This window comes from Naasia sp. SYSU D00948 (assembly GCF_017916515.1).
Taxonomy (GTDB): domain Bacteria; phylum Actinomycetota; class Actinomycetes; order Actinomycetales; family Microbacteriaceae; genus Naasia.
On sequence record NZ_JAFMTA010000001.1, the window covers coordinates 1,772,725 to 1,792,998 of the forward strand.

The following is a 20,274-nucleotide window of genomic DNA, read 5'->3' on the forward strand; positions in this document are numbered from 1 at the left end:
TCTTCCGGTGATGAATCGCGACGAGCCGGACCCCCGACAGCGGAGCGAGTTCTCCATTCTCACCGTCTGCTCCGGCAACCTCTGCCGGTCGCCGCTCGCGGAGCAGCTGCTTCGCGCACGGCTCGCCGACGTGCCGGGCGTGGTCGTCGCGAGTGCGGGCACGGTCGCCCGGGACGGGGACGCGATGACCCCCCAGGCCCAGGCGCTGAGCCGCCGCTTCGGCGGCGACCCGAGCGCCCACGCGGCGCGGTACCTCGTCGAGCCGCACGTCGCCCAGGCCGGGCTCGTCCTCGCCATGGCGCGGGAGCACCGCGCGCAGGCCGTCACCCTCCATCCGCGCGCCTCCCGACGCACCTTCTCCCTGCGGGAGTTCGCCCGGCTCACGCACGGCCTGACCGCGGACGACCTCGCGCGCATCGACGCCCTGCCCGGTCCGGCGGCGCGCCTGGCCGCGCTGGTCGACGCCGTGGCGGCCAAGCGCGGCTTCGTGGAGATGCCCGAGGACCCGGCCGACGACGACATCGTCGATCCCTACCGTCGCTCGGACGCCACCTACGAGCGCTCCGCGCAGCAGCTCGTTCCGGCGGTGGAGCGCGCGGCCGCCGTGCTGCGCCGTGCTGCCGTCGGCGCGGCGTGAGCTGACGGCACACGACGCCCACTCCGACGACTGGCGAGGCCGGGGCCGCGAAGCCCTGTGGTACGTTCGCGAGCAGCTTCGAAGGGACCGGAATGCCTGACCAGCCGCTGACCCTCGTGAGCGTGGGCTTCGAGGCCGAGTACCCGCTGCTGCGGCTGCAGGCGCGGTCCCTGGCGCGGTACCTGGAGCCCGCGGACGTCCGGGACATCCTGCTGATCGACAACGGCGCCTCGCCGATGCCGCAGAGGGTCCGCGACGAGATCCTCGCCGAGTACGGGCCGCTCGCATCCCTCGTCACGATCCTGCGCCCTGACGAGATCACGGCGGGCACGCGAGGGGTGGGGTGGAGCACCCAGCAGGTGCTGAAGCTGGCCGTCGCCCACCGCGTGAGCACCGACTTCTACGTCGTCCTCGACGCCAAGAACCACCTCGTGGGTCCACTCTCGCCGGAGCATTTCCGCACGCCGGACGGACGGCTGCGCGTCCCGTCGTACAGCTTCGCGACGCATCCGCTGCGGAAGGACCTCGAGCACGTCCTCCGCTACCTCTCCCTCGATCCTGCGGGCTACGTCCCCCGCTTCACGGCGACCGTCACGCCGTTCGCGCTGCGCACCGATCTCGTGCGGGCTCTGATCGCCGACATCGAGCGGAGGACCGGCCGCCCCTTCGCCAAGGAGTTCCTGAGGAACGAGCTCACCGAGTTCTTCCTCTACTCGGGGTGGATCATCGCTCGGGGGCCCGGGCTCGAGCAGGTCTACGACCTCGACATGCCCGCATCGCCCGCGCTGTGGCCGAAGGCCGCGAACGAGGCAGGAGTCCGAGCCGCGATCGGCACGGTCGAGGAGCGGTCGGCGCCGTTCTTCGCGGTCCATCGGCGGGCGCTGGCGGGACTGCCCGATGATGGTGCCGCGCTGCTCGCGCAGTTCTGGGCCTCGCGGGCGCTGTTCCCGTCCGTCTCCGAGGCGCAGGAGTTCATCTCGGCGTTCCGGGTCGCCTTCGACGAGCAGGCGCGCCGCCAGAGGCGGCGGGATCTGCCGAAGAAGCTGCTCGCGGCGCCCCGGAAGATCCGCCGCAGGGTCCAGGAGCGGCTGGCCGGGCTGCGCGGGTGACCACGGGCACGCGCGTCCGCCCTCGTCGCTGAGTGCGGCCGACGAGTGCCGGAACTGGGCTACCCCAGCTGCTCGCCGGCCGGCTGCACCGCAGGCGCGGGGCGTGGCTGCCGCCTCGGCTGGGCGAGCCGCTTCGCCGGCTTCTCGACGAGGAACCAGCTCGCGATCGCGAGCGGGATCGTGAGAACGACGCTGATCACGCCGAAGAGCAGCGGCGACCACGCGACCAGTGCGGTGCCCGCGAGGATCTGCTGCACCGGGAACGCGTACACATAGGTGCCGTAGGAGATGTCGTTGCGCATGCGGAGGCGCTCGTCCTTGATGAGTGCGCCGCACGCGAGCAGCACGTACGCCAGCGGGATCGCCGCGACGAGGCGGTAGTTCGGCAGGAAGGTCGACGCCAGGACGACGACCGCCGCGACTCCGATGATCCAGCCCCGGACCGGGATCCGGTGCTGGAAGCGGTACAGAACGGCGCCCGCGGCGAACATGAGAGCGAAGCGACCGGCGAGGCCGACGTAGTGGTTCTCGATGCCGGACACGGATGCGACAGCCGCGGCCAGAGCGAGCAGGAAGACGACCGGGATGGTCCAGCGCCGCTTGAGCAGCTGGAGCACTCCGAGCGCGAGGACGCCCAGGTAGCACAGGAACTCCCAGAAGAGCGTCCAGAGCGAGCCGTTCCAGACGCCTTCATAGGGCACGAGCGCCGGTGTCCCGGCGATGTCCCACTGGTTCATGTAGAGGAGCGAGTTCCGGAAGAAGTAGGCGATCGCGTCCGGCCCGTACGCTCCCGGCAGGGAGCCGCCGGACAGCCACACCCCGAGCGGCGCGAGCAGCAGCGCGGTCACCACCAGGCAGACCCAGAATCCGGGCAGGATGCGCGCGATCCGGGCGGTGAGGAACCGGCCGACCCGAGGTTTCGACACCCAGCTCCCGACGATCAGGAACCCCGAGATCGCGAAGAACCCGTCCACCCAGATCTCGCCGAGGAGCTGCCGCGCCGGCCAGAAGCCGATCTCACGGCCGGTGAGCGGGAATGCGTGCCAGAAGATCACCCCCGCCGCGAGGATCAGCCGCAGCAGGTTGAGGCCGTTGAGCCGCGGGTCGAACACGCGCCCCAGCGCCCCGACCGGACCGCCGTCGGAATGTGCGACGGATCCGGTCCTGTTCATCAAGAATCCGCCTCGTGGGGAATGTCGGGTGTATCGGCCGCGCCGCCCTCAGTCTAAGGAGACCCATTTCCGCGGGCGATTGCGGCCTTCCCCCCAATGCGAGGGCGATTTCGGGTTCGAGGGGCAGGGGAAACGCTAGCCTCGATTCCGAACTTCCGTCCATCCGTTCACCCGAGACGAGAGGAAAGGCCATGGGAGACGATGTCGCTGCGGCGACGATGCGCTCTCCGTCTGCCTCGCCCGGGCGCTACTCGTTCAGGACGGCCCTCCGGCGACTCGCCGAGGCTCAGAAGCCGGCGGCTCGCGGCGCCCCCGCCTACTCCGTCTACGTCAACCGCCGACTCGGCAGAGTCCTCGCCGCGGTGAGCTACGTCGCCCGGCTCTCACCGAACGGCGTGACGGCGATCAGCGCCCTCTTCACCTTCTCGGCCATCGCCGCCGTGGCGCTCCTTCCGCCCTCGCTCCCGCTGGCGATCGCCGTGGTCCTCGGGCTCGTCCTGGGCTACGCCTTCGACTCGGCCGACGGGCAGCTCGCGCGGCTCACCGGGACCGGCGGTCCGGCCGGCGAGTGGCTCGACCACGTCGTGGACTGCGCCAAGACGTCGAGCCTGCACCTTGCCGTGCTCATCTCGATGTACCGCTTCTTCGACCTGCCCTCGACCGCGCTGCTCCTCATCCCCCTGCTCTATGCGATCGTCGCCGCCCTCAACTTCTTCGCGGTGATCCTCAACGATCAGCTCAAGGCGGTGTACTCGGGAAGCCGCCATTCCGTCTACTCCTCCGGCGGCGGGACGCTCAAGCGCTCCCTGCTCGTTCTGCCCACCGACTACGGATTCCTCTGCCTGGCCTTCCTGCTGCTCGCCGTTCCGTCGGTGTTCCTCGTCGTGTACTCGCTGTTCTTCCTGGCGAACCTGCTGCACACGGCGCTGGCCCTGCCGAAGTGGTTCCGGGACATGAAGGCGATCGCCCCCCGAGCCGCCGGTGCCCCGGCGGCTTCCGGCACGACTCCGGGGATGGGCGAGCAGCCGAGTTGACGCGCCGAGCTCAGGCGGGGTCCACAGGCTCCTCAGCACCCGCCGACAATCTGGCGCATTCGGCCTCCCGCAGCGCCGTCGTCACCATGGCCGGGCAGCTGGGACGCGTCCTCGTGCAGGTGGCGGGAGTGGTGGTCCTCGCCCGGCTGCTGGATCCGCAGGACTACGGGCTCCTCGCCATGGTGATGGTGATCATCGGCATCGGAGAGGTGTTCCGCGACTTCGGCCTCTCCACGGCGTCGGTTCAGGCGAAGACGCTCTCGGACCAGGAGAGGAGCAACCTCTTCTGGATCAACTCGGGGATCGGTCTGCTGCTGGCCGGCGCCGTCGCGGCCTGCTCGCCCCTGGTCGCCCTCCTCTTCTCCGACGAGCGTCTCGTCGGCCTGACCCTGGTGCTGTCGGCGACCTTCCTGTTCAACGGCGTCGGCACCCAGTTCCGGGCCGACCTCAACCGGGGACTGCGCTTCGGGCGCCTCGTCGTCGCGGACATGGCCGCTCATCTCCTCGGGCTCCTGGCCGGCGTGGTGATGGCCCTGGCGGGCTTCGGCTACTGGGCGCTCGCGGGGCAGCAGATCGTCCTGTCCGTCGTGACGCTCGTCGCCGTCGCCGCTCTGACGGGCTGGCGGCCCGGACGCTACCGGCGTGACGTCCCGATCCGGAAGTTCGTGAGCTTCGGCGCCGACGTCGTCGGAGCGCAGCTCCTCGGCTATGCCAGCAAGAACGTCGACACGATGGTCATCGGCGTCACGCTCGGCGCCACCCCTCTGGGGCTCTACAACCGGGCGTACCAGCTCCTCGCCCTTCCGCTGAGTCAGGTCAATGCGCCCGCCACCCGGGTCGCCCTGCCGGTGCTGTCCCGGCTCCAGGACGATCGCGAGCGCTTCGCCGCCTACCTGCTCGCCGGGCAGACCGCGATGCTGCACGTGGTGGTGACGATCTTCTCGCTGTCGGCGGCTCTCGCCGTCCCGCTCGTCGAGCTCGTGCTCGGGACCAAGTGGGCGGCGGCCGCTCCGCTCTTCCAGATCCTCGCGGTCGCGGGCGTCTTCCAGACCGCGGGGTACGCCACCTACTGGACGTTCCTGGCGAAGGGACTCACACGCTCGCAGCTGCTCTGGCAGCTGGCGTCCCGGCCGCTCGTCATCGGCGCGGTCATCGCCGGCAGCTTCTGGGGGCTCGCCGGCATCGCGACGGCCTATGCGGGGGCGAGCGTCGCCACCTGGGCGTTGGGCCTGCTCTGGATCGGCCGGGCGTCGGACGCCCCCACCGGTCGCATGGCGATCAACGTGCTCCGGGTGATCGCCGGCTACCTCGTCTGCGCCGCAGCCGCCTACGCGGTCTTCCGGCTCCTCGGCGACGCCCCGGCGGTGCTGGTCGTCCTGGCCGGTGCCGGAGCGTGGCTCGCCGCGTGGGCCCTCGTCGTCGCCGTGTGGCCGTCCTTCCGCGCGGACGTCGTCACGATGCTGCGGATGGCGCGTCTTCTCCGCGGAGGGCGGGGGCGAGCGCAGGACGCAGCCGGGCCAGGCCGTCGATCGCCTGCCGAAGTCGGGAAGTCGTGATGGCGAGGGTGTCGTGGACCTGACGACGGAGCTCGTCCTCAGGCGTCCCGTCGAGGAGGGCGAGCGTCCGCTCGGCCGGCGCGCTCTCGCTGCGGAGGTCGAGCGTGTGCCGCCAGCCGAGGTCGCCCAGCAGGGGAGCGAACTTGCGGGAGTACGCCCAGGCGATCGCCGGGGTGCCCGTGGAGATGGCGTTGAGGCACGCGTGCATGCGGGACCCGATCACGAGGCGGGCGGAGGACACGGCGGACCGCACCTCGTCGAGGGAGGCGGGGACGACCGCCTCCAGTCCGAGCTCCTCGGCGAGCTCCCGGACCACCGGGACGTCGTTGTCGGCCGTCGGGTTGTCGATCACGTGGGCGAGCAGCGCCACCTCGCGTCCGCGATCGCGGAGACCGGTGATCAAGGCACGGATCTGCGTGCGGTAGTGCTCGGGGTCCGCGTGAGCGGAGGAGTTCCAGAGCAGTCCCGACACGTTGAGGAGCACGTCCCTGGCAGGGCCCGGAGCGGGCTGGGGAAGCGCGAAGACCACGTCCGTCGCGACGACGTCCACCGGCCTGCGCAGCGACGCGGCGTAGGCGGCGCTCGCCGAGTCGCGTGCGGCGACGAAGGCGGCCCGCTTCAGCACCATGCGGGCGCCGAGGCGGAAGCGGCGCGTGCGGAAGGGGCCGACCGTCTGAGGGGTGAGGACGAGCGGGATGCGCAGTCGCCGTGCGGCCAGCTGCACGTAGAGCATCCGCGTGATGCGGCGGGGGCCGTAGATGTCGGCGAAGCTGTCGCCGGCGCCCGTGTCGAGGACGAGATCGAAGCGCGAGAGCCACTCGCGGATCGGGCCGCGCGGTTTGATCAGATCGCGCTTGATCAGCCCCATCGAGGGGGAGAATCCGTCGGCGTTCTTGGCGAGGTCCTGGAACTCGATCTCGATGTCCGGGCCGAGCGCCTGGCGGGCCAGCGATTCTGCGCCTCGGGCGAGCGCCCGCACTCCGAGGTTGGCGGAGCGGTCGTCAGCCCACAGAACCAGTACCCGCATGTCTTCCTCTCGCGTGGGGAGGCCTGCCCGGCCGAGGCCCGGAGAAGCCTACCGGACGGGGTGGGACGGGTATGAGCGACGCTGCGCGGACCGCCGTGATCGTGGTCAACTTCGGCATGCCGACCCTCCTCGAGCGGAACTTCGCCGCACTCGACCTCGAGGCGGCCGGTGCACGCCTCATCGTGGTCGACAATCGGCGCACCCCGGAGGAGTCGGCCGCGGTGGCGCGCCTCGGTGCGCGGCACGGCTGGACGGTGCTCCTCAACGAGGACAACGCCGGGTTCGGCGCCGGCGTGAATCGGGGAGCCGCGGCCGCCATCGGCCTCGGCTGCGATGTGCTCGTGCTCGCGAACCCGGATCTCGCGCTGCCCGCGGACGTCCTCCGCGAACTGGCCGCGGACTGCCGCCGCGATCCCGTCGTGGTGGTCAGCCCGCGCATCCTCCGGGAGGACGGCTCCACCTGGTTCTCCGGGGGCACGATCCTGGTGGACGAGGGGCGCGCGTCCACCGCCCCGAGCAGGCGCAGCGAGGACGCGCGCGGCTGGCTGTCCGGGGCATGCCTCGCCGTCCATGCCGACCTCTGGCGGAAGGCCGGGGGATTCGACGAGCGCTACTTCCTGTACTGGGAGGACGTCGACCTGTCGTGGCGCCTGGTGGCGGCGGGTGGGAGGCTCCGGGTCCGTCGAGACCTCGAGGTCGTGCATTCGGTCGGCGGCACCCAGGAGGGGAGCGGCAAGTCGCCCACCTACGTGTACTGGAACTGCCGGAATCGCCTGCTCTTCGCGGCAGCCCACCTTAGCGAGGCGGAGCGGAGGCGGTGGGAGCGGCAGAGCATCCGGTACGCGCGCTCGGTCCTCCTGCGCGGCGGCCGCCGGCAGCTGCTGCGGCGCTTCGTGCCGCTGACCTCCGCAGCCCTGCGCGGCACGCTCGCCGGGCTCCGGATCTCGCGAGCGAGCCGAGGGGCCCCCTCGCCTGAGCGTCCCCTGACGGTGCTCCAGTCCCTTCCCGTGGGATCGCGCGAGACCAATCCCTACCTGCTGCAGCTCCTCGACTCCCTCTCGGACTCGGCCCGAGTCCTCCGTTTCAGCTGGCGCCGCGCCCTCGTGGGGAAGTACGACGTGTTCCACGTCCACTGGCCCGAGCGACTGATCCGAGGGCACAGTCGGCTCAAGACGGCGGCGCGCCGAGCGCTGTTCCTCGCCCTCCTGATCCGGCTTCGCCTCGCCCGGACGGCCGTCGTGCGGACGGTGCACAACCTCCGCAGCCACGAGGAGGGCGGCAGGGTCGAGCAGTGGCTCCTCCGCGCCCTCGAGCGGCGCACGTCCGCCTTCATCCGCCTCAACCCCTACACCCCGGTCCCGCCGGGGGCGCTGGCCCGGACCATCAAGCACGGGGACTACCGCCAGTGGTACTCGTCCTACCCGCGTCCCGAGCGGGTGCCCGGACGGCTCCTGTTCTTCGGGCTCGTGCGCCCCTACAAGGGCGTGACCGAGCTCCTCGGTGCTTTCGGCGACCTCCGGGACAGCGCCCTCCGCCTGCACGTCGTGGGCAAGCCGGGCACGTCGGCCGACGAGGCGGCGGTCCGCTCGGCCACCTCCGACGACCGCGTCGACCTGCGGCTCGGGTACGCGGACGACGCCGACCTCGCCCGCGAGGTGGGGGAGGCCGAGCTCGTCGTCCTGCCCTACCGCAACGTGCACAACTCGGGTGCGGCGATCCTCGCGCTGTCGCTCGACCGTCCGGTCCTGATGCCGCGCGCCGACGTGGTCGATTGGCTGCGCGACGAGGTGGGGTCGTCGTGGGTGCTCACGTACGACCCTCCGCTCACGTCCGAGGCGCTGGCCCAGGCGCTGTCCGAGGTCCGCCGGGCCGGCGCGGTACGGTGCGTCCTGCAGGACCGGGACTGGCCGATGATCGGGCGGGAGCATGTCGACCTGTACAGAGAGGTGCGCCGATGAGCGAGCGCGGAGTGGTGACAGGAAGCGGAAGCGGGCTCGCCGAGCCGCTCGCCGCTGACCGTGAGGAGGAGCGGGGCTGGCGGCCGTGGCGGACCGTGGGCATCGCGGCCCTGGCCGCGCTCGTGTTCGTCATGCTCTTCCCGGCCGTCGTCTCCCGGTACGTCGCCGTGCCGTACGTGGTCTTCACCCTGCTCTGGGTGTACGCCGTCACCGCGCTGATGCGCCGGGAGGGCCTCGGCGCGCGACTCGCGGTCGTCATCGCCGCTCCGGCCCTGGTCTTCGCCGCCACCTACTACGTGTTCTCGCTCCCGCCCGTGCTGGTGGAGCCGCTCGGGGTGCTGCCCGCGGTCATCCGGGCGTACCTCCTCGTGCCGCCGCTCGCGATCGTCGCCGGTGCCCTGCTCCTGCGCGACCCTGTCCTGCCGCTCTTCCTGCGGATGCTGCGCATCGGCGCGGCCGTGCTCGCGGTCCTCGCTCTCGTCGAGCACATCCGGGGCTCGTTCCTTTTCCCGGGCGGCATCTCCGAGATCGGTCTCGAGAAGTTCACGAGCGTCAACGGCGACAGCTTCCTCGGCGGCGGTGTCCGCGCCGTCGTGGCGACCGAGCACCCGCTCGTGCTCGCCGCGATCCTCGCGACGACGCTCCCGATCACCCTGGCGCGGGTCACGGCGCTGCGGCTCGCCGAAGCGCTGCTGCTGCTCCTCGGCATCGCGGCGACGGACAGCGCGGGGCCCTTCGGGCTGGGGATCATCGCCGTTCTCATCGTCCTCCTGGTCCCGCGCTCCATCCGGTCCTCCGCGCTGGTGCGGCCCTCGACGGCCGCCATCGCGTTCACGGGCATGGTCGTGCTCTGCGCGCTGCTCGCCACGTTCGTGTGGGAGCCGGCGGTGGACGAGCGCGCCGGCGTCGACGCCAGCACCCAGTACCGGTTCGCCCTGTACGCGCTGGCGCCGGACATCCTGGCCGACTACCCGCTGGGCTACGGCATCGGGGAGAAGCCGGCGGGGGTGCTCCTGCTCGAGCACAACGGCATCCCGCTCGATGTCAGCAAGACCGTCGACTCGGAGCTCGTGCTCCTGATGATCCAGTTCGGGATCGTGGGCGCGCTGGCATTCCTCACAGTCCTCTGGCTGGGCGTGCGCCGCCTGGCCGCCGGAGGTGAGGGTCGCCTGCTCTCCGCGATGCTCGTCATGCTGACCGCGTGCGGGCTGTTCCTCGCCCTTCACACGTGGTCCGGCCTCGCTCCGCTATGGGAAATCCTGATCGGAGCCGTCATAGCGACGCACAGGAGTCCCCGAAAGGGGGATCCGGCTGTCAGCCCGAGCGAGGGACAATGAGGGCGAGTGCGTGAGACGCACTCCTCATCGTCGTCGACCCGAGGCGTCCTTGAGGAAGCAGCCCGAGCGGCGTACCCGACGTCGCTGAAGGAAGGAACACCCAGTGCGAGCCAGTGACTACCTGCGAATCCTACGTCGCAACTGGATGATCATCGTCGCGCTCGCCGTTCTCGGCGCGTCGGCCGGCGCGTGGTTCTCCTCGAACCAGAAGCCGCTCTACCAGTCCACCGCCTCGGTCTTCGTGACGACGCAGTCCGCGACGACCGTGTCCGAGCTCAACCAGGGCAGCACCTACACGCAGCAGCTCGTCCAGAGCTACGCCGACGTCGTGCGGAAGTCCATCGTGCTCGAGCCGGTCATCGATGAGCTGGGTCTCGACATGACCCCCGGGGCGCTCGCCTCGAAGATCACGGCGAACGCTCCGCTCAACACGGTGCTGCTCGAGATCTCGGCCACCAACGGCTCGCCGGAGACGGCGGCGGCGATCGCGAACGCGGTGACCACCAGTCTCGTCACCGTCGTGCCCGAGCTCAGCCCGGCCGGCAAGGACAGCGTGCCCCCTGTCAAGGTGACTCTCCTGCAGCCCGCGGTGCCGTCGTCGACGCCCGTCGCTCCGAGGACGAGCCTGAACATCCTGCTCGGACTGCTCGCCGGCCTCGCGCTGGCGCTCGGCACCGCGGTCGCCCGGACGGTCGCCGACACCCGCATCCGCAGCATCGAGGATGTCGAGGGCCTGACGGATCTGCCCATCCTCGGCGGGATCGCCTTCGACAAGGACGCGAAGAAGCGGCCGCTGATCGTGCAGTGGGACCCCCGCGGGCCTCGCGCGGAGTCGTTCCGGTCCCTGCGCGCCAACCTGAGATTCCTCGACGGCGGCCGCGGCGTCCGCAGCGTCGTCGTGACCTCCTCGATCGAGAACGAGGGCAAGACGACCTCGTCGGCCAATCTGGCGATCGCCGTGGCGGATGCCGGGCTCTCGACGGTCATCGTCGAGGCCGACCTCCGCAAGCCCCGCCTCGCGAAGACCCTCGGCCTCGAGGGGAGCGTCGGCTTGACCAACGTGCTCATCGGTGCGGCCGACCTCGACGACGTTCTGCAGCCCTGGGGCGACGGGAAGCTCGTCGTCCTCGCCTCCGGGCCGATCCCGCCGAACCCCAGCGAGCTGCTGCAGTCGGACAACATGGCGGAGGTGGTCGAAGAGCTGACCTCGCGCTTCGACATGGTCATCTTCGATGCCCCGCCGCTCCTCCCGGTGAGCGACGCCGCGGTCCTGGCGCGCCTGACGAGCGGGGCGATCGTCGTGGCCGCGGCGATGAAGACGCATCGGAGGATGCTCAAGTCCGCGCTCTCGGTCCTCGCCGCGGTGGAGGCGCGCACGCTCGGTGTTGTGCTGACCATGCTGCCCACGCGGGGTCCAGATTCGGACAACTTCAACCGCTACGGGTACAGCTACCGCTACAGCGACGAGCCGAAGCCCGCCCGCAGCCCGCTCCGGTGGCCGCGCCGGCGCTCCGCGGATGCGCTGCCCCTCGCCCCCGCGTCCCTGCCTCGGGAGAGCGCGGAAGGCGCGATCAGCGCCGGTTGACGCAGCCGGTCGCCGAGGCCCCGGCCCGCTGACGCGGTCGGCGGGGCCTCTCCGCCGTCGGGCCCGCCCCGTCGATCGATGCGGTGCACCGGCCGGGATCCGATCTCGGGGTCGGGCTTCCCGGCGGTCGCCCCGGAGACCCCGTGGGTGTCGCTCTGCGCGCTCAAAAGCTTCGCAACAGGAGCGCGGAGGGTCCGCACCGGTCGCTCAGCGACCTGAGCGGATCGCCCCCCATGAGACGCAGGGCCTTTCCGGCAGCGCGCCGGGTGCCGCCGGCCGGAAAGCGCGTATGCCGAACGGCGGCGTGATCCAGAGGACCACGCCGCCGTTCGGCATACGGTGAGCGTTTCGGAGCCCCTCAGGTGGAGGGCTCCGAACGCCGGGTCAGCGCCGAGTGATGGTGATGTTCGTCCCGTCGGTGAACTTGTTGTTCGACATGTAGGGCTTCGTCCCGGAACCCTGGATGATCATCGCGCACCGCTTGTGCAGCATGGTGAGTCCGTAGGTGTTGTCGATGAAGGACAAGCCGTAGAGCGGGCCGCGCCCGTTCTCCGAGATGTTGACCTGGCAGCCGCCGTTGTCGAGCCGGTTGCGCTCGAAGCGGAGGTTGGAGACCTTGCTCATCCCCTGCGTGATCATCAGGACGGAGGTGTGAGCGCCGCTGAACCTGTTGTTCACGATGGTGATGTTGCTGCCACCCTGGATCTGGATGTTGTCGTCGTGGCTCTTGCCGTCCGAGTGGTTCGGGTCCGGCTCGAAGTGCAGGTTGTTGTGGAACCAGGAGTCCGCGATGATCACGTTGCCGCCGGTGAGGTGGACCTGATCGATGACGCCGTGGATGTTCACCCGGCGGAGCTCGAAGTTGTACCCCATGATGCCGTTGACGTAGTAGTTCGGCTTCGTGGCGACGATCTCCGTGTCGATGACCCGCAGACCGGGGTGTCCCTGGATGGCCTCGATGAGCCCGTTCCGGCTTCCGCCGTCCAGGCCGCGCACGATCGAGTTGCTGATCGTGACGTTGGCGGCCTGCACGATGACGCGCCCGTGGATGTCGAGGTTGTTCAGCACGGTGCCTGCCGTCTTCACGACGATGTCGCCGTAGACGACCTTGCGGGTCGTGGTGGCGGTCGTCGTCGTGGTCATCGCGGTGCTGGCCACCGCGAGGCTTGCGGCGGGAGCCATTGCCGGAGCCGGGGCGGGTGCAGCCGTGGGAGCCGGCTCAGGAGCGGGAGCCGGAGCAGGCTCGACGACAGGAGCCGGAGCGGCCGGAGCCGTGACGGGAGCCGGAGCCGGAGCCGTGACGGGAGCCGGAGCCGTGACGGGAGCCGGAGCGGCGGTGGGAGCCGGAGCCGGAGCGGCGGCCGGAGCGGCGGTGGGAGCCGGAGCCGGAGCGGCGGCCGGAGCCTCCGTCGCGGTGCTCTCGTCCTCGGCGACCGGGGCGTCGGTCGAGTCGTCCGAGGACTCGGTCGCCTTGGCGTCGTGGAGGATCTCGTCGACGACCCCGTCGATCTCCTCGTCGGAGGCCGGGGTGCCGGGCGCGGCAGGGGCCGTCTCGATGGCCTCACGCACCTGGCCCTCGTCGAGGGCCTCGGCCGAGGTGGAGACAGACACGGTTCCCGCGTCGCTCTCGTCGCTGCGGATCTGCACGAGCACCGCTGCTGCACCGGCAGGGGCGCCGGGGAGGTCGACGAGCGCACTCCCGTCCTCCGCCAGGTCCACGAGCATGTCGAAGGTGATGGGGGCCCGCTCGTAGTCCTCGAACTCGCCGCTCTCCGGGTTCACGGTGAAGAACCCGACGACATCGAGCACCGCGGAGTCCTCCGCGTTCTGGGTGGTGAGGCGGAGGGCCTGCCGCGATTCGTCGGTCAGGGGCACGACCGCGACGGTCGGCTCGTTGCCCGGCTGGTCGTTGACCTCGACGGGAATGGAGGCGCAGCTCGTCGCGTCGGCCGAGCAGACGGCGACGAACTGAGGCTCGGCGGCGACGGCCCCGGCGACGAGAAGCGATCCCACGACTGCTGCTGCAGTCGTCGCTCCGGCCACGACCAGACCGCGGTGCAGCCTGCCCCGCCTGGTCCTCGAACTCGCTTGTTCTCCTGAAGAGCGCATAAGCAAAAAAAAATCCCTGTTAGTCAGGCGTCGAGGCGGCGTTCCGCCGGTCGCGAAGGAGCCACCCAGTCGACGCGAGAAGTGAGGGCCATCCACCCAAGAGGGGGTTGACGGCCGCACGAACGGCAACGACACTAACACCCCTCGAACGGGGGGCAAGGGGCTCTTCGGGCCCCCGCGGAGCCTCCGGCCGACCGGTTCCCGCTTCAACGCCCGTGCCGGATGGGACTAAATGCCCTGGTGGGTCGGCGCTTCGCGTACGCCTCGGCGGTACGCCGGAATTGGGGCTTGGCGAATCATAAATTGCCTCGCACATGCAACCTCCTCTCGGCGTGTCGTTGTCGTTTCGTGTCCTCCCAGGGGGGATATGCGACGATGCCGCACCCACCGACGTGGGTGCGGCATCGCGGCGGGTCACGGAACCGCCGTCACGACCAGGTCGTCGAACGAGATCACGCTCGGAAGAGACGTGATGCCGCCGCCGAAGTACGCGGCGAGGCCGACGCCTCCTGGTGCCTGCAGGGCGGCGGTGCTGTCGGTCGCGACCACCTGCCAGTCCACCGGCTGTGTGGCGCCCGTCTTCCAGGCCATGGCACGCAGCGTCGTGTCACCGGTTCCCGTCACCTGCAGCCGGAGCTGCAGGGTCTCGCCCGCGGCGAGCGTCAGGCCCGGCACGACGAGGGCGCGGAGCGTGGTCCCCGCACGCTGCAGCTGCAGCGTGATTCCGCCGGAGGGCGCGACGACGACACGCACCCGGTAGTCGGCGGTGCCGACCCGGCGTCCGACGACCGACGCGTACACGCTGCCGCCCACGGGGAGCGAGCTGAGCCCGACGACCGTGCGGACCTCGGTGGCGGTCGAGGACACGCCGTTCAGGTAGGCCTCGACCGTCTTGCCGCCCGCGGCGGTCGTGATCCTGCCGGTTCCGTCCACCGAGTAGTACGACGCAGGGGCCGGGGTGGTCCAGGCGCCGCCCGTGGCGGCGGTTCCCCAGCCGCCGCTGGCCGTGCGGTTGAAGTCGTCCGCGGCGAGCACCCCGGTCGGCGGCGGAGTCGGTGCGGTCACGGTGACGGGCTGCGTCATGGAGTGCGTCGCACCGGCGTTGTCGGTCACCGTCAACTTCACCTGGTAGGTTCCGGCCGCGGCATACGGGTGCTGAGCCTGCGCCGTCGTCGCCGACGCTCCGTCGCCGAAGTCCCAGAGGTAGCCGGTGATCGTGCCGTCGCTGTCGGAGGATCCGGCGCCGTCGACGCTCACGGTGAGGTCGCTCGTGGAGGCCGTGAAGGAGGCCGTCGGAGCGACGTTCTGCGGCGGGGGCGGCGGTGTCGGGGTCGACCCGGTCGGTCCGGCCCAGAGGTCGTCGAAGGTGGTGGTCACCGCGGTGGTCGCCGACGCGTTGAGGTACGTCGCGATGCCGACACCGCCCGGCACCTGGTAGCCGGCGGTGCTGTCCGTGGTGGTCAGGCGCCAGTTCGCCGGCTCGGTCGTGCCCACCTTCCAGGCCTTGGCCCGGATCGTGGTCGGCGAAGTGCCGGTGACCTGGAGCCGCACCCGGATCTGGTCGCCGGTCGCGTAGGTCACGCCCGTGAGGACACCGCTCGTCAGAGTCGTCCCGTTGCGCTGCAGCTGGAGCGTCACGGCCCCGTTCGTGCCGATGACCAGCCGGGCCCGGTAGTCGTCGGTGCCGATGCGGCGGCCGATGACCGACACGTAGTGGGAACCGCCCGTGATCGCCTGGGCCGTGGACACCGTCACCTGCACCTCGGTGTCCGCCGAGGAGACCGACTCGAGGGTCGCCCTCATCGTGCTCCCGGCGTTGGACGTGATCCGGCCGGTTCCGCCGCTGACGGAGTAGCGGGTCGCCGGTCCCACGAGGGTCCACGCGCCGCCGACCTCTGCCGACCCGAGGCCCGAGGCCAGCGTCCGCTCGAACGCGTCGCGCGCGAGCTCCGCGGTCGCCGGCGGCGCCGTGACGGTCACCGCCTTCGTCAGCGCGGTCGTCGCGCCGTCGTCGTCCGTCACCGTGAGCGTGATGTCGTAGGTGCCGGCGGCGGCGTAGGTGTGCGCCGTGGTGGCGCCCGTCCCGCTGTTGCCGTCCCCGAAGGTCCAGGTGTGCGAGGCGATGCTGCCGTCGGAGTCGGACGACGTGCTGCCGTTCACCGTCACGCCGAGGTTGGAGGCGGTGACCGAGAAGTCCGCGACCGGAGCCGCGTTCGGGGCGGTGACCGTCACCGACTTGGTCGTCGACGAGCGGCTCCCGTCGTCGTCGGTGACCGTCAGGGTCACCTCGAACGTTCCGCCGGCGGCGTACGTGTGCGTGGCGGTCGCGCCCGTGGCCGTGCTGTCGTCTCCGAAGGCCCACTCATAGGAGGCGATGCTGCCGTCGCTGTCGCTCGATGCGCTGCCGTCCACCGTCACGGTGAGCCCGGTCGCGGACGAGGTGAACGAGGCGGTCGGAGCCACGTTGGCCGGGGTGATCGTGACCTGCTTGGTCAGCTTCCCCGTGGCGCCGTCATCGTCCGTGACCGTGAGGACCACGTCGTAGGTGCCGGCGGTTGCATACGTGTGGTTCTCCGTGGCTCCGGATCCCGTCGCGCCGTCACCGAAGTCCCACTCGTACTTCGCGATCTGGCCGTCGGGGTCGGTGGAGTTGCTCCCGTCGACCGTCACCGAGAAGCCCGTGGCGGACGCCTCGAACGCCGCGGTCGGGGCTTCGTTGGCCGGCGCGTTCGAGTCGGCCAGGTCGTAGTGCGTCGCCACCGCCTCGGCGCTGAGCGCCGTGCCGTAGACCGCCGCCTCGTCGAGGTCGCCGTTGAACCACGGGCTCGACGAGCCCCACGTCCAGTCGCCGCCGATCCTCCAGTAGCCGTCGTAGGGCTGGGCGTTCGCCTCGCCGTTGGAGCCCACGAGGGCGCCGTCGACGTAGAGCCGCTGACCCGCGCTCGACTGGGTGGCGACCACGTGGTGCCACTGGCCGTCGTTGTAGGAGGCCGGCGAGACGACGGTTGCGGCGAACCCGACCCACGTCCCGAACACGAGCTGCCCGTTGTCCTGCATGTAGATGTGCCGGTCGTAGCCGCTCGACGTGCCGGTCTGGCTGTTTCCGAACCCGATCAGCTTGCCGCCGCTCGTGCTGCTGGTCCGGAACCAGACCTCGACCGAGTAGGTCGTGGGGTTGCTGAACGCGCGGTCGCTGGAAACGAGGTCCTCCCAGCCGTCAAAGCGGGCAGCGGTGTTCCCGGTTGCGGCGATCGCGCCCTCGACGGGCTTGGTCACATTGCCGCGGTAGGTGCCGGGGTTGCCGCTGCCGCTCGAGTCGGCGGCGGTGCTGTCACCCGACTGCTCGCCGAGGCGCCAGTAGAGGAGCGGAGCGTCCGCGACCACCGCTGCGCCGTAGGCGTCGGCCGGCCCCGCGGGAGCGGTCACGGTCACGAGGCGCGCCGTCTCGTTGGTCGCGCCGCGGTTGTCCGTGACGGTCAGCTTGACACTGTAGGTCCCGGCCTTGGCGTAGGTGTGCGATGGCGTCGCACCCGTTCCCGTGCTTCCGTCGCCGAACGACCAGGCGTACGACGTGATCGAGCCGTCGGCGTCCGCCGAGGCCGACGCGTCGAAGCTCGCGCTCCTGTCGGTGCTCGAGAAGGAGAAGGACGCGGTGGGAGCGGTGTTCGCGGGCAGCGCCTTGTCGTAGTGGCTCTGCACCTCCGTCGCCGTGAGAGCCCGGCTGTACACCGCGACCTCGTCGATCACCGAGCGGATGTACGCGCTGTTGGTGCCACCCCACGTCGTGTCACCGCCGATGCGCCAGTAGTTGGTCGTCGCCTCGGCGCCGGTCTGAGGATTGGTGCCGGCGAGTGCGCCGTCGACGTAGAGCCGCATGCCCTCCGACGACTGGGTGGCCACGACGTAGTGCCACCGGTTGTCGTTGTAGGCCGACGACGTGGTGATCCGGTTCTCGAAGCCCGTCCAGGTGCCGAAGACGATCCGCCCATCGGACTGCAGGAACACGGAGCGGTCGTGGCTCTGCGACAAGCCGGTCTGGTTGCCGCCGAACCCGATGAGCTTTCCGCCGGACGTCGAGTCCGACTTGAACCAGAGCTCGAGGGAGTAGGTCGTCGGGTTGCTGAACCGGGCGTTGCTGTACGCCCCGTCGTCGCTGCCGTCGAAGGAGGCGGCGGTGCTCGGGTTGCCGGTGAGGGCTCCCGCCACCGGCTTGGTGACGCCGCCCGCGTAGGTGCCCCCGTTCCCGTTGCCCGAGTAGTCGATCACCGCGGTCGCCGAGCTGCTCTCGTCGAGCCGCCAGTACAGCTCGGGCTGCGAGTTGTAGATCGCCGCTCCGTACGCGTCCGTGGGCACGGGGACGGAGCTGGTGCTCCGTCCGGAGAGGGTGTAGTGGTCGCGGACCTGGTCGCGGGTGAGGGGCTGGTCGTAGATGGCGACGTCGTCGATCTTGCCGTCGAAGTAGTTGTCGCCCGCCCACGTGCTGTCGCCGCCCACTCGCCAGTAGCCGGAGTAGCTCTGGGCTGTGGTGACGTCGGTGCGCCGGGCGACTCGGACACCGTCGATGTAGAGCTCCATGCCCGCGCTGCTGAGGCTGGCGGCGACATGGTGCCACTGGCCGTCGTTCAGTCCGCTGACGCTCTGCACCGTCTGGGTCGAGCCCGGGTACACGCCGAAGTAGACCCGCCCGCTGCCGTCCATGAAGATGTGGCGGTCGTAGTTCGAGGAGTTGCCGGTGTTGCTGTTGCCGAAGCCGACGATCTTGCCGCCGGACGTGCTGGTGGTGTTGAACCACGCCTCGAGTCCGAACGTGTTCGTGCCCTGGACGAGCCCGGTGGTGGCGACGAGCCCGTTGCCGTCGCCGGAGAAGGCCGCGGCGGTGTTGGCGTCGCCGTTGATGGCGCCGCTCTGGCCGAACCCGACTCCGGTGCCCGCCCTGCCGTCGTTGAAGCCGGCCCAGTCGATCGCCGTCGTGGAGCCGGCGGCGTCGCCGAGGCGCCAGAAGGTGTTCGCGCCGTCGTCGAGCACCGCGTTCGCGTAGTCGCTGACGGAGCCGTCCGAGGCGACGGTCACGCTCACCGGCGCGCTGAGCCGCTGGTTGCCGTACGGGTCCTTGGCCCGCACCTGGTAGGTCAGCGAGGCGCCCGGCGTGAGCCCGGTGTCCAGGTAGCCGAGCTGTGGCCGGAACCACCAGGCCTTCGAGCCCGCCTGGGTCGTGTGGACCACCTGACCGTCGCGGAGGAGCTCATAGGTGAGGAACTCGTTGTCCCGGTCGTGGTTGGCGAGCCAGCCCACGCGCACCGTTCCGGTGACGTACGAGCTCACCGACGGAGTCCAGTTCGCTCCCGAGAGACGGGGCGCGTCCTTGTTGGGGGCGATCGACTTGACGGCGAACCGGACCAGGCCCTGCTGAGCGGCCTGGTTGACGCCGGGGAACTCCCCGCCGAACACGACGTACTGCGAGTTGGACTCGACGCTCCACGCCGCCTGACCCGAGCCGGACACCCGGCCCGTGTAGAAGTCGGGGTACCAGGTCAGGAGAGTGGGGATGGGCTCGCCCTCCCAGCTCGGGTAGCCGAGCGTGTCACCGTTCGCGACCTGGCCCGACGGCGCCTTGGTCCATGCGAGTGCGCGCTGCGTGGTCCACGGCTCGGTCTGGGGGAATCCGCCCGAGGTGCCGCAGTAGTGCGGGTGGCCGGCGATGTAGACGACGCCGTTGGTGACCGTGGAGTCGTAGGTGTCGCCGTGGCAGTCCTCGACCCAGACGAGGTTGCCGGTCGACCAGTCGGCTCGGAAGGTGCCCTCGAGGTTGCCGACGTCGCCGAAGTGGTATCCGGTGCCGTAGAAGCTGTCGGAGTCGGAGTCGAGGCTCCAGATGGCGGAGTCGGGAGTCGCGTTCTTCACGCGCTTGCCGACGTTCAGAGGGAGGTAGGCGCCGGAGACCGCGTCGACAGCACCCAGGCCGAAGCCGGCGTCGTCGCCGACGTTCGGGCCGCCCAATCCGTTCAGCGTCGTGAAGTGCCCGCCGAAGACGACCTTGGAGCCGTCCGGGCTGACGACGACCGCGCGGGCGCGCGCGTCCATCGAGGCCGCGAACGGAAGGACGGCGCCGTTGGAGGCCGCGAGAGCCGCCCCGCGGAGCCGGCTGGTGCTCCCGACGGCCGTGAAGTTGCCGGCCGCGTAGACCGTGCCGCCGGACACGGCGATGTCGTGGACCGTGTTGTTCATGACCGGACGGAAGCTCGGATTGAGGGCACCGGTCGTCACGTCCACCGCGGCGATGCGGCTGCGGCTCTGCCCGTTCACCACGGTGAAGTCGCCGCCGACGTAGAGCTGGGTTCCGTCGGGGGAGACCTCGAGCGCGCGGACCACCCCGTTGAACGTGGGCGCGAACGAGGTGATCAGGGCGCCCGTGCGGATGTCGTAGGCGAGGAGGTTCGCCCGCGGCGTCTGGTTGGTCCCCGCTGCGGCGCCGGCCGGTCGCGCATTGGCGAACGAGCCTCCGGCGAAGACGGTGTTGCCGACGATCTTCTGCGTCCAGACGATGCCGTCGATCTGCACCGTGGGAAGCATGTCCGAGGACACGGTCTCGGGCGTGCCGGGCTGGGGCTGAGTGTCAGCGGCAGCCGCGGGAGCGAAGACCAGGCCGCCTGCCAGGACTGCTGAGGCGGTGAGAAGTGCGGTCAGTGCGCGGGCAGGCGCAGCGAAGGGAATGGCCACGGGTAAGCCTTCGGGTGGGTAGCGGCGATCTTC

11 protein-coding genes are annotated in these 20,274 nt (G+C 70.7%); 7 read left to right on the forward strand and 4 right to left on the reverse strand.

Annotated features, from left to right (window positions below; genetic code table 11):
- Nucleotides 1-10: 10 nt before the first annotated feature.
- Complete coding sequence (locus J3P30_RS08400; RefSeq protein WP_210481929.1) at nt 11-637, forward strand: low molecular weight phosphatase family protein; 627 nt, start codon at nt 11-13, stop codon at nt 635-637.
- Between the two features lie 92 nt (nt 638-729).
- Complete coding sequence (locus J3P30_RS08405) at nt 730-1,746, forward strand: DUF6492 family protein (RefSeq protein ID WP_210480601.1); 1,017 nt, start codon at nt 730-732, stop codon at nt 1,744-1,746.
- 59 nt (nt 1,747-1,805) lie between these two features.
- Here J3P30_RS08405 and J3P30_RS08410 read toward each other — a convergent pair whose 3' ends face one another.
- Nucleotides 1,806-2,918: an acyltransferase gene (locus tag J3P30_RS08410; protein WP_210480602.1), complete on the reverse strand. Its 1,113-nt coding sequence runs from the start codon at nt 2,916-2,918 to the stop codon at nt 1,806-1,808.
- A 191-nt stretch (nt 2,919-3,109) separates the two neighbouring features.
- Between J3P30_RS08410 and J3P30_RS08415 the strand changes: the two genes are divergently transcribed.
- Both J3P30_RS08415 and J3P30_RS08420 read left to right on the forward strand, forming a co-directional pair.
- Entirely contained in the window at nt 3,110-3,952 is an 843-nt protein-coding gene (locus tag J3P30_RS08415) for a CDP-alcohol phosphatidyltransferase family protein (protein WP_246852739.1), read from the forward strand.
- Nucleotides 3,859-5,508 (forward strand): lipopolysaccharide biosynthesis protein, encoded by a 1,650-nt coding sequence (locus tag J3P30_RS08420; protein ID WP_307807444.1) that lies wholly within the window; start codon nt 3,859-3,861, stop codon nt 5,506-5,508. Before J3P30_RS08415 ends, J3P30_RS08420 begins: the two co-directional genes overlap by 94 nt.
- On the opposite strand, the gene J3P30_RS08425 is transcribed toward J3P30_RS08420, so the two are convergent.
- Complete coding sequence (locus J3P30_RS08425) at nt 5,405-6,535, reverse strand: polysaccharide pyruvyl transferase family protein (protein WP_210480604.1); 1,131 nt, start codon at nt 6,533-6,535, stop codon at nt 5,405-5,407. The genes J3P30_RS08420 and J3P30_RS08425 overlap by 104 nt on opposite strands.
- Before the next feature lie 71 nt (nt 6,536-6,606).
- On the opposite strand from J3P30_RS08425, the gene J3P30_RS08430 reads away from it, so the two are divergent.
- The 3 genes from J3P30_RS08430 (at nt 6,607) to J3P30_RS08440 (ending at nt 11,415) form a co-directional block, all read left to right on the forward strand.
- Nucleotides 6,607-8,493 (forward strand): glycosyltransferase, encoded by a 1,887-nt coding sequence (locus J3P30_RS08430; RefSeq protein ID WP_210480605.1) that lies wholly within the window; start codon nt 6,607-6,609, stop codon nt 8,491-8,493.
- The gene (locus tag J3P30_RS08435; RefSeq protein ID WP_210480606.1) at nt 8,490-9,830 is read left to right on the forward strand and encodes an O-antigen ligase family protein; all 1,341 of its coding nucleotides are present in this window, start codon (nt 8,490-8,492) and stop codon (nt 9,828-9,830) included. Before J3P30_RS08430 ends, J3P30_RS08435 begins: the two co-directional genes overlap by 4 nt.
- Nucleotides 9,831-9,933: 103 nt before the next feature.
- Nucleotides 9,934-11,415 (forward strand): polysaccharide biosynthesis tyrosine autokinase, encoded by a 1,482-nt coding sequence (locus J3P30_RS08440; RefSeq protein WP_210480607.1) that lies wholly within the window; start codon nt 9,934-9,936, stop codon nt 11,413-11,415.
- Nucleotides 11,416-11,799: 384 nt separating this feature from the next.
- Here the strand turns inward: J3P30_RS08440 and J3P30_RS08445 are convergent, their stop codons facing one another.
- Together J3P30_RS08445 and J3P30_RS08450 are read right to left on the reverse strand one after the other, a co-directional pair.
- Complete coding sequence (locus J3P30_RS08445; protein ID WP_210480608.1) at nt 11,800-13,428, reverse strand: hypothetical protein; 1,629 nt, start codon at nt 13,426-13,428, stop codon at nt 11,800-11,802.
- A gap of 510 nt (nt 13,429-13,938) precedes the next feature.
- Nucleotides 13,939-20,241: a PKD domain-containing protein gene (locus J3P30_RS08450; RefSeq protein WP_210480609.1), complete on the reverse strand. Its 6,303-nt coding sequence runs from the start codon at nt 20,239-20,241 to the stop codon at nt 13,939-13,941.
- Between the last annotated feature and the right edge of the window lie 33 nt (nt 20,242-20,274).

Coding starts and splice junctions, on each gene's coding strand:
- J3P30_RS08405 (WP_210480601.1), top strand. CDS start 730: ATGCCTGACCAGCCGCTGACCCTCGTGAGCGTGGGCTTCGAGGCCGAG.
- J3P30_RS08425 (WP_210480604.1), bottom strand. CDS start 6,535: ATGCGGGTACTGGTTCTGTGGGCTGACGACCGCTCCGCCAACCTCGGA.
- J3P30_RS08400 (WP_210481929.1), top strand. CDS start 11: ATGAATCGCGACGAGCCGGACCCCCGACAGCGGAGCGAGTTCTCCATT.
- J3P30_RS08435 (WP_210480606.1), top strand. CDS start 8,490: ATGAGCGAGCGCGGAGTGGTGACAGGAAGCGGAAGCGGGCTCGCCGAG.
- J3P30_RS08410 (WP_210480602.1), bottom strand. CDS start 2,918: ATGAACAGGACCGGATCCGTCGCACATTCCGACGGCGGTCCGGTCGGG.
- J3P30_RS08430 (WP_210480605.1), top strand. CDS start 6,607: ATGAGCGACGCTGCGCGGACCGCCGTGATCGTGGTCAACTTCGGCATG.
- J3P30_RS08415 (WP_246852739.1), top strand. CDS start 3,110: ATGGGAGACGATGTCGCTGCGGCGACGATGCGCTCTCCGTCTGCCTCG.